Genomic DNA, 6,606 nt, shown 5'->3' on the forward strand with positions numbered 1-6,606 from the left:
CCATAGAAGCACAATCAATTTTCCAAAACAAAAATAAAGACGATCCGGAAAAAATAAACACGTGGTATGCGTTCAGTAAACTAATAGATTGCTTTTCTTACAGCGAATATTGGGACCAGATTCCAAAATTAATGGATGCAATCAAATCAAACCGTGGGATAAACGAAGTTTTTCGCAAAAAAGAGGGCTAGAAGGACGAACCATCTTCAGATAAAAAGATTGCCGATCTGGCGACAGACCTCTTCGTATATCGGCCCTCCGGCGGCATCGTCCCGCTGGCGGGGGTGAAATCGGGAAATGGCGACCCCCGGAATATTTCTGCCACGACAATGTCGCAGCCTGGATGCCGACTCGCCAAAAGACAAGCATGCGCGGCTTCCTGACTGTCGAGTATAGCTTGCTGCTGTCGTACATTCAGTTCACGGAATATAGCGTTGTGGCGACACAACTTCCAACCGGGCTTCGCAACTCTACCCCTTCATCGAGCGCACTGGTCCTGTTGGCCTGCTTGCCGAAGCCGGCCGACGTATGACTATTTGCAATCAGATTCGATGAAAAAGCGCGCGGTCCATGTCGAGACGCGCACCGCCGCACTTTCGAAGACATTATCGAGATCAGCAAGGATCGACCGGCGTCAACCGGCTGTCACCGGCCTGTCATGAGCCTGCGCTACCCGCTTGCGGCAAAGCAAATGGGGAATCATCTTGCCATGACGGACGTTTCCGCAGATCTGGTTTTTCGCCGCGGCAAGGAAGTTGGAAAGGCCGTCTATCAGAACCGCCCGCTGTCGAAGGCCGGCATTTCGGAGCGGCTGTTCGCCTTCCTGTTCTCCGGCCTCGTCTATCCGCAGATCTGGGAAGACCCCGATGTCGACATGGAGGCGATGCAGCTTGGCCAGGGCCACCGCGTCGTCACCATCGCCTCCGGCGGCTGCAACATCCTGGCCTACCTCACGCGCTCGCCGGCCCGGGTCGACGCCGTCGACCTCAACACCGCGCACATCGCGCTGAACCGCATGAAGCTGGAGGCGGTGCGCCATTTGCCATCGCAGGGCGATCTGTTCCGCTTCTTCGGCGCCGCCGACACCAGCCACAATTCGAAAGCGTATGACCGTTTCATCGCGCCGCATCTCGATCCTGTCAGCCGTCACTACTGGGAGCGCCGCAACTGGCGCGGGCGCCGTCGCATCACTGTGTTCGACCGCAATTTCTACCAGACCGGCCTGCTCGGCTTGTTCATCGCCATGGGCCATCGCACGGGAAAATTCTTCGGCGTCGACCCAGCCGGCATCATGCAGGCCAGGAACATCGGCGAGCAGCGCCGCTTCTTCAACGAGGAGTTGGCGCCGGTCTTCGACAACAAGCTTTTGAGATGGGCGACGTCGCGCAAGGCTTCGCTGTTCGGCCTCGGCATTCCACCGGCGCAGTACGATTCGCTGATCACTTCTGGCGACGGCACCATGGCCAGCGTGCTGAAAGCCCGGCTGGAAAAACTCGCTTGCGATTTTCCGCTGGAGAATAACTACTTCGCCTGGCAGGCCTTTGCCCGCCGCTATCCGAACCCCGGCGAGGCCGCCCTGCCCGCCTATCTCGAAAAGCAGAATTACGAGACCATCCGCGGCAATGTCGGCCGCGTCGCCATCCACCATGCCAATCTGATCGAGTTTCTCGCCGGCAAGGATGCAGGCGCGGTCGACCGCTTCGTCCTGCTCGACGCACAGGACTGGATGACCGACGATCAGCTCAACGCGCTGTGGGCGGAAATCACCCGCACGGCTTCGGCCGGCGCCCGCGTCATCTTCCGCACCGCCGCCGAGCCCAGCCTGCTGCCGGGTCGCGTCTCCAGTTCGCTGCTCGACCAATGGGACTATCAGGACCAGGCTTCGCGGGAATTTTCGGCCCGCGACCGCTCGGCCATCTATGGCGGCTTCCATCTCTACGTAAAGCGCGCGGCATGAGCAGCAGCGAGCTGCCGGCCAGCCCCGAATTCAAGGCCAATCATGCCGAACTGATGGACGGCGTCTACCGCTGGCAGCGCCACATCTACGACCTGACCCGCAAATACTACCTGCTCGGCCGCGACCCAATGATCTCGGGGCTCGACGTGCCTGCCGGTGGCACCGTGCTGGAACTCGGCTGCGGCACCGGCCGCAACGTCATCCTCGCCGCCCGTCACTATCCCGACGCGCGCTTTTTCGGCCTCGATATTTCGGCCGAAATGCTGGAGACGGCCGGAAAGGCGATCGACCGCGAGGGCCTGTCCGGTCGCGTCATATTGGCTAGGGGCGATGCCACCGATTTCGATGCCCGGGCACTCTTCGATGTCGAACGCTTCGACCGTGTCTTCGTGTCCTATTCGCTGTCGATGATCCCCGGCTGGGAAAAAACAGTATCGGCGGCACTTGCCGCCCTGTCGCCGAACGGTTCGCTGCACATCGTCGATTTCGGCCAGCAGGAAGGGCTGCCCGGCTGGTTCCGTGCGCTGCTGCGCGGCTGGCTGAAAAAATTCCACGTCGCGCCGCGTGAATCGTTGCGCGAAGTGCTGGAATCGGAATCTCGGCGAACCGGCGCAAGCTTCCGTTTCGGCACGCTTTATCGCGGCTATGCCTGGCTGGCGGTTATCGGGCCGCGCGGCTAGCCAAGGTGAAACCGCCATTTGCAGGCCGACCTCACCTGAATGTCAATGCACCTTAATGCAGCGCCTTCATCAGCGCCCCCACCATCGTCTGCGGCCGATAGCCAAGCTTGGCAGGCGTCAGCCCCAGCCGCACCACCACCAACTGCTCCGAGGGAATGATGGCAACCGTCTGCCCGTCATGGCCTTCCATCCAGTACGTGTCCTTGGGCAGGCCTGCCGCGACGCCGGCGCCGGGGTTTTCCTCATCGCCCGGGGCCTCGATCCACAATTGGCCCTTGCCGTAGACCTTCGAGGCGGATGCCGGCTCGCGCATCCAGTCGACGAAACCGGCCGGCAGGATCTGGTTGCCGTTCCACACCCCGCCTTGCAGCAGGAACTGGCCGAAGCGCGCCCAGTCATGCGCGGTCGCGTAGAGATAGGACGAGCCGACGAAGGTGCCCTGCTCGTCCGTTTCAAGCACCGCGCTGTGCATGCCGAGCGGCTCGAATAGCGCCGAGCGCGGCCACGTTAGAGATTGGGGAGTGTCGCCGAACGGGTCCTGCCAGAGGCGCGACAGCATCACCGCCGTGCCGCTCGAATAGGAAAACTGTTTGCCGACCTCTGCAGCCAGCGGCTTGGATTCGGCAAAGCCCGCCATGTCAGGTTCGAGATAGAGCATGCGCGTGACGTCGGCGACGTCGCCATAATCCTCGTTGAACTCCAGCCCGCTCGACATCGCCATCATGTCGGCAAGGCTGATCGCGGCGCGGCCGTCCGCCTTCCACGGCGCGAACAGGTTTTTGTTGTCGAAAGCCATCTTGCCGTCCTTGACCAACGTACCGACGATGGCGGCATTCACTGTTTTGGTCATCGACCAGCCGAGCAGCGGCGTCCTGGCGGAAAAGCCATCGCCGTAGCGCTCGGCGACGACACGGCCATTCTTGACCACCACCACCGCGCGCATGCCGGTGCCGATCAGCGCCGCATCATCCAGCAGCTTGGCAACAACCGGATCCTGTGATGCCTCGACCCGTTCGCCTTCCGGCCACAGGTCGCCCATGGTGACTGCGGACGGCTCCGCTTGGATCGCGGTCCGCCGCACCTTTCCTACGTCGCCGTCCGGAACCGAAGCGCAGCCAAGCCCGTCGCGGGCTACGGCGACGCTCTTGCCGAGGAAACCGAACAGGCCGGCAGACACCGTTCCCCTGTTCTTGTCCACCGAAACCCGCATTAACCGCAGCAGGGGATGCCCGGGTGCCTGCACGTCGACGGCCAGCACCTCATTGGGATCGCGGCCGGCGATAAAAACGTTCGAACAGACGATCTTGGCCGAGTAGCCCGAGCCGACCCTGATCAACTCCGGTGGCGCGATATAAAGCCAGGCAAAAAGTGCTGCGACCGCCAGGACGATCAGGCCAAGCAGCCATTTGACGATCTTGACCACGATCCGCATTTATTTCCTCCGGGCCCTGCGCGACCCTTATGTCATCGATTTGCCGCCATTGCTTCCGCAAATCACAATGCTTGTCGAGCGCCATCAACGGATTATCAACCATGATCGGCGATCACAGGATATGCTGAGCGATGCTGTGGGGCGATCGTTCGGAGGGGGCCCGATCACAAAGCAGGCCATCAGTGTAGAGACCCATCAGCGACCGGCTGAATCCGGCTCGGGAATTGCGATGCGCCGTCTTGCGGGCCTGATCATGCTAGCGCTGCTTGGTGCTTGCTCGACCGTCGACGATCTCTCGCCGCTGTCGCCATCCGCTTCGAGCAGCCCGACGGTTGCCGTGCGCGCGCCGCGCTTTGCCGACTCCAAGCCGCATGAATGGGAGAGCGGCGCGCCGTGGAACTATGCCGTCCACGGCACCGATGTTTCCAAATACCAGACCTCGGTCGACTGGCCGGCTGCCAGGGCCAGCGGCATCTCCTTCGCCTTCATCAAGGCGACCGAGGGCGGCGACCGTTTCGACGAGTATTTCAGCGAGCATTGGGCGCGCACGAAGGCCAACGGGATTCCGCGAGCCGCCTATCATTTCTATTATTTCTGCACCCCGGCTGCCGTTCAGGCGCGCTGGTTCATCCGCAACGTCCCCGTCGATCGCTCGGCGATGCCGCCGGTCCTCGATATGGAATGGAACCCGCAATCGCCGACCTGCAGGCTGCGTCCCGACGCCGCCACGGTGCGCGCGGAGATGACCACCTTCCTCGAAATCGTCGAACGCCATTACGGCAAGAAGCCGATCATCTACACTTCCGTCGACTTCTTCGACGACAACGGGCTGTCAGGGTTCCGCGGCTATCCCTACTGGCTGCGTTCCGTCGCCGGCCATCCGCGTGAGAAATACGGCAGCCACCCCTTCACCTTCTGGCAGTACACCGGAACCGGCATCGTTCCCGGCATGACCGGCAAGTCCGACATCAACGTCTTCAACGGCAGCGAAGCCGCCTGGAACAAATGGCTGCGGCAGAACACCCGTTGACGTCAGGTTCAACGGCAGCACCGCCCTGGATCAAATCACTCCAGCAGAGCTTCCGTTGAACCGGTGCAACGGCAGCACTGCCCTGCATCAAATCACTCCAGCAGAGAAGCTGCCGCAGAACACCGTTGACACCGGGCCTGCCGCCTGCTTTTCGACACAGCCAGCGGGAAAGAGTGCAACCGCCGGTAATTCAGGGCGTTGGGCTTCCCGGGGGGGAGCACAACAAATGACCCCCTGTTCGTTTCGAAAGGAAGCTGATGCGACTGCGTTCCAAAGTCCTCGCGGCTGCGCTGACCCTGTGCGCCACGGCCTTGCCGGCGATGGCGCAGGAATGCGGCGGCGACTTCGAATCCTGGAAGCAGGGCGTCGCCGCGGAAGCCAAGGCGGCCGGCGTAGGTGCAGTGGGTCTCGACGCCCTTGAAGCGGCAACCTTAGATGACAAGGTGTTGGCGCGCGACCGCGCCCAGGGCGTCTTCACCCAAACCTTTGTCGAGTTTTCCAACCGGATGATCTCGGCCTATCGCCTGAAGCAAGGTGCGGCGAACATGAAGAAATACGCGGATGTCTTCGCCCGCGCCGACCAGCAGTTCGGCGTCCAGGCGCCGATCATCGCCGCCTTCTGGGCGCTGGAGACCGATTTCGGCGCCGTGCAGGGCGACTTCCACACGCTGAGCGCCCTGGTGACGCTTTCCCATGATTGCCGCCGGCCGCAGCTCTTCCGGCAACAGCTGGTGCCGCTTCTGGAACTGATCGATCGCGGCGTGCTGCCGGCCGATGTCAGGGGCGCCTGGGCCGGCGAGATCGGCCAGACGCAGATCCTGCCCTCCGACTATCTGGCACGCGGCGTCGACGGCGACGGCGACGGCAAGATCGACCTGCGCGGCAGCGTGCCTGATGTGATCATGACCACTGCCAACAAGGTGCTGTCGCGCGGCTGGAAACGCGACCAGCCCTGGATCCAGGAAGTCCGCGTGCCCGAAGACATGCCGTGGGATCAGACCGGTCGCACCAACAAGCTGCCGCTGTCGCAGTGGGCGCAATGGGGCGTCACCTACCCCAGCGGCGCGCCGCTGGTCGATAACGGCCTGAAAGCAGGCCTCGCGCTGCCGATGGGCCGCAAGGGGCCAGCCTTCCTCACCTACGACAATTTCGACGTTTATCTCGAATGGAATCAGTCCTTCACCTATGCGCTGACGGCAGCCAACCTTGCCGCACGGCTGGCAGGCGCGCCGCCGCTGGACCCGCGCAATCCCGAGACCGGTCTCAACAATGAGCAGATGAAGGCGTTGCAGACCAAGCTGGAAGCCAAGGGCTACGATGTCGGCACCGTCGACGGCATTTTGGGTACCAACACCCGCGAGGCGATCCGCAAGGAGCAGACGCGGCTAGGTTTGCCGGTGGATGGCTGGCCGACGCCGGAGCTGTTGGGAAAATTATAGGGCAATAGGGCAGTAGGGCAAATTAGCCCGAAGCAGTGACTGCCGCCACCCCTATTCCCCTATTCCCC

The 6,606-nt window shown here is 62.2% G+C and carries 6 protein-coding genes; 5 read left to right on the top strand and 1 reads right to left on the bottom strand.

Going from position 1 to position 6,606, the window contains the following annotated elements:
- The 3 genes from ENZ75_RS34610 to ENZ75_RS16365 form a co-directional block, all read left to right on the top strand.
- A partial coding sequence (locus tag ENZ75_RS34610) for a hypothetical protein (protein ID WP_206617045.1) occupies positions 1–191 on the top strand: 191 nt, incomplete at its 5' end.
- Positions 192–658: 467 nt separating this feature from the next.
- Complete coding sequence (locus tag ENZ75_RS16360; protein WP_063168486.1) at positions 659–1,957, top strand: DUF3419 family protein; 1,299 nt, start codon at positions 659–661, stop codon at positions 1,955–1,957.
- A complete protein-coding gene (locus ENZ75_RS16365; RefSeq protein ID WP_063168487.1) occupies positions 1,954–2,637 on the top strand; it encodes a class I SAM-dependent methyltransferase in 684 nt (227 codons plus the stop codon). The genes ENZ75_RS16360 and ENZ75_RS16365 overlap by 4 nt, the downstream gene beginning before the upstream one ends.
- Positions 2,638–2,689: 52 nt before the next feature.
- On the opposite strand, the gene ENZ75_RS16370 is transcribed toward ENZ75_RS16365, so the two are convergent.
- A complete protein-coding gene (locus ENZ75_RS16370) occupies positions 2,690–4,069 on the bottom strand; it encodes a serine hydrolase (protein ID WP_128278182.1) in 1,380 nt (459 codons plus the stop codon).
- Positions 4,070–4,298: 229 nt separating this feature from the next.
- Here ENZ75_RS16370 and ENZ75_RS16375 point away from each other — a divergent pair, with 229 nt between their 5' ends.
- Both ENZ75_RS16375 and ENZ75_RS16380 read left to right on the top strand, forming a co-directional pair.
- The gene (locus ENZ75_RS16375; RefSeq protein WP_013530938.1) at positions 4,299–5,099 is read left to right on the top strand and encodes a GH25 family lysozyme; all 801 of its coding nucleotides are present in this window, start codon (positions 4,299–4,301) and stop codon (positions 5,097–5,099) included.
- A gap of 257 nt (positions 5,100–5,356) precedes the next feature.
- Positions 5,357–6,538, top strand: a complete 1,182-nt coding sequence (locus ENZ75_RS16380) for a lytic murein transglycosylase (protein WP_013530937.1) — start codon at positions 5,357–5,359, stop codon at positions 6,536–6,538.
- The last annotated feature ends 68 nt before the right edge of the window (positions 6,539–6,606 follow it).

Origin of the sequence: Mesorhizobium sp. M7A.F.Ca.CA.002.04.1.1, from assembly GCF_004022805.1 — a bacterium.
GTDB lineage: Bacteria > Pseudomonadota > Alphaproteobacteria > Rhizobiales > Rhizobiaceae > Mesorhizobium > Mesorhizobium ciceri.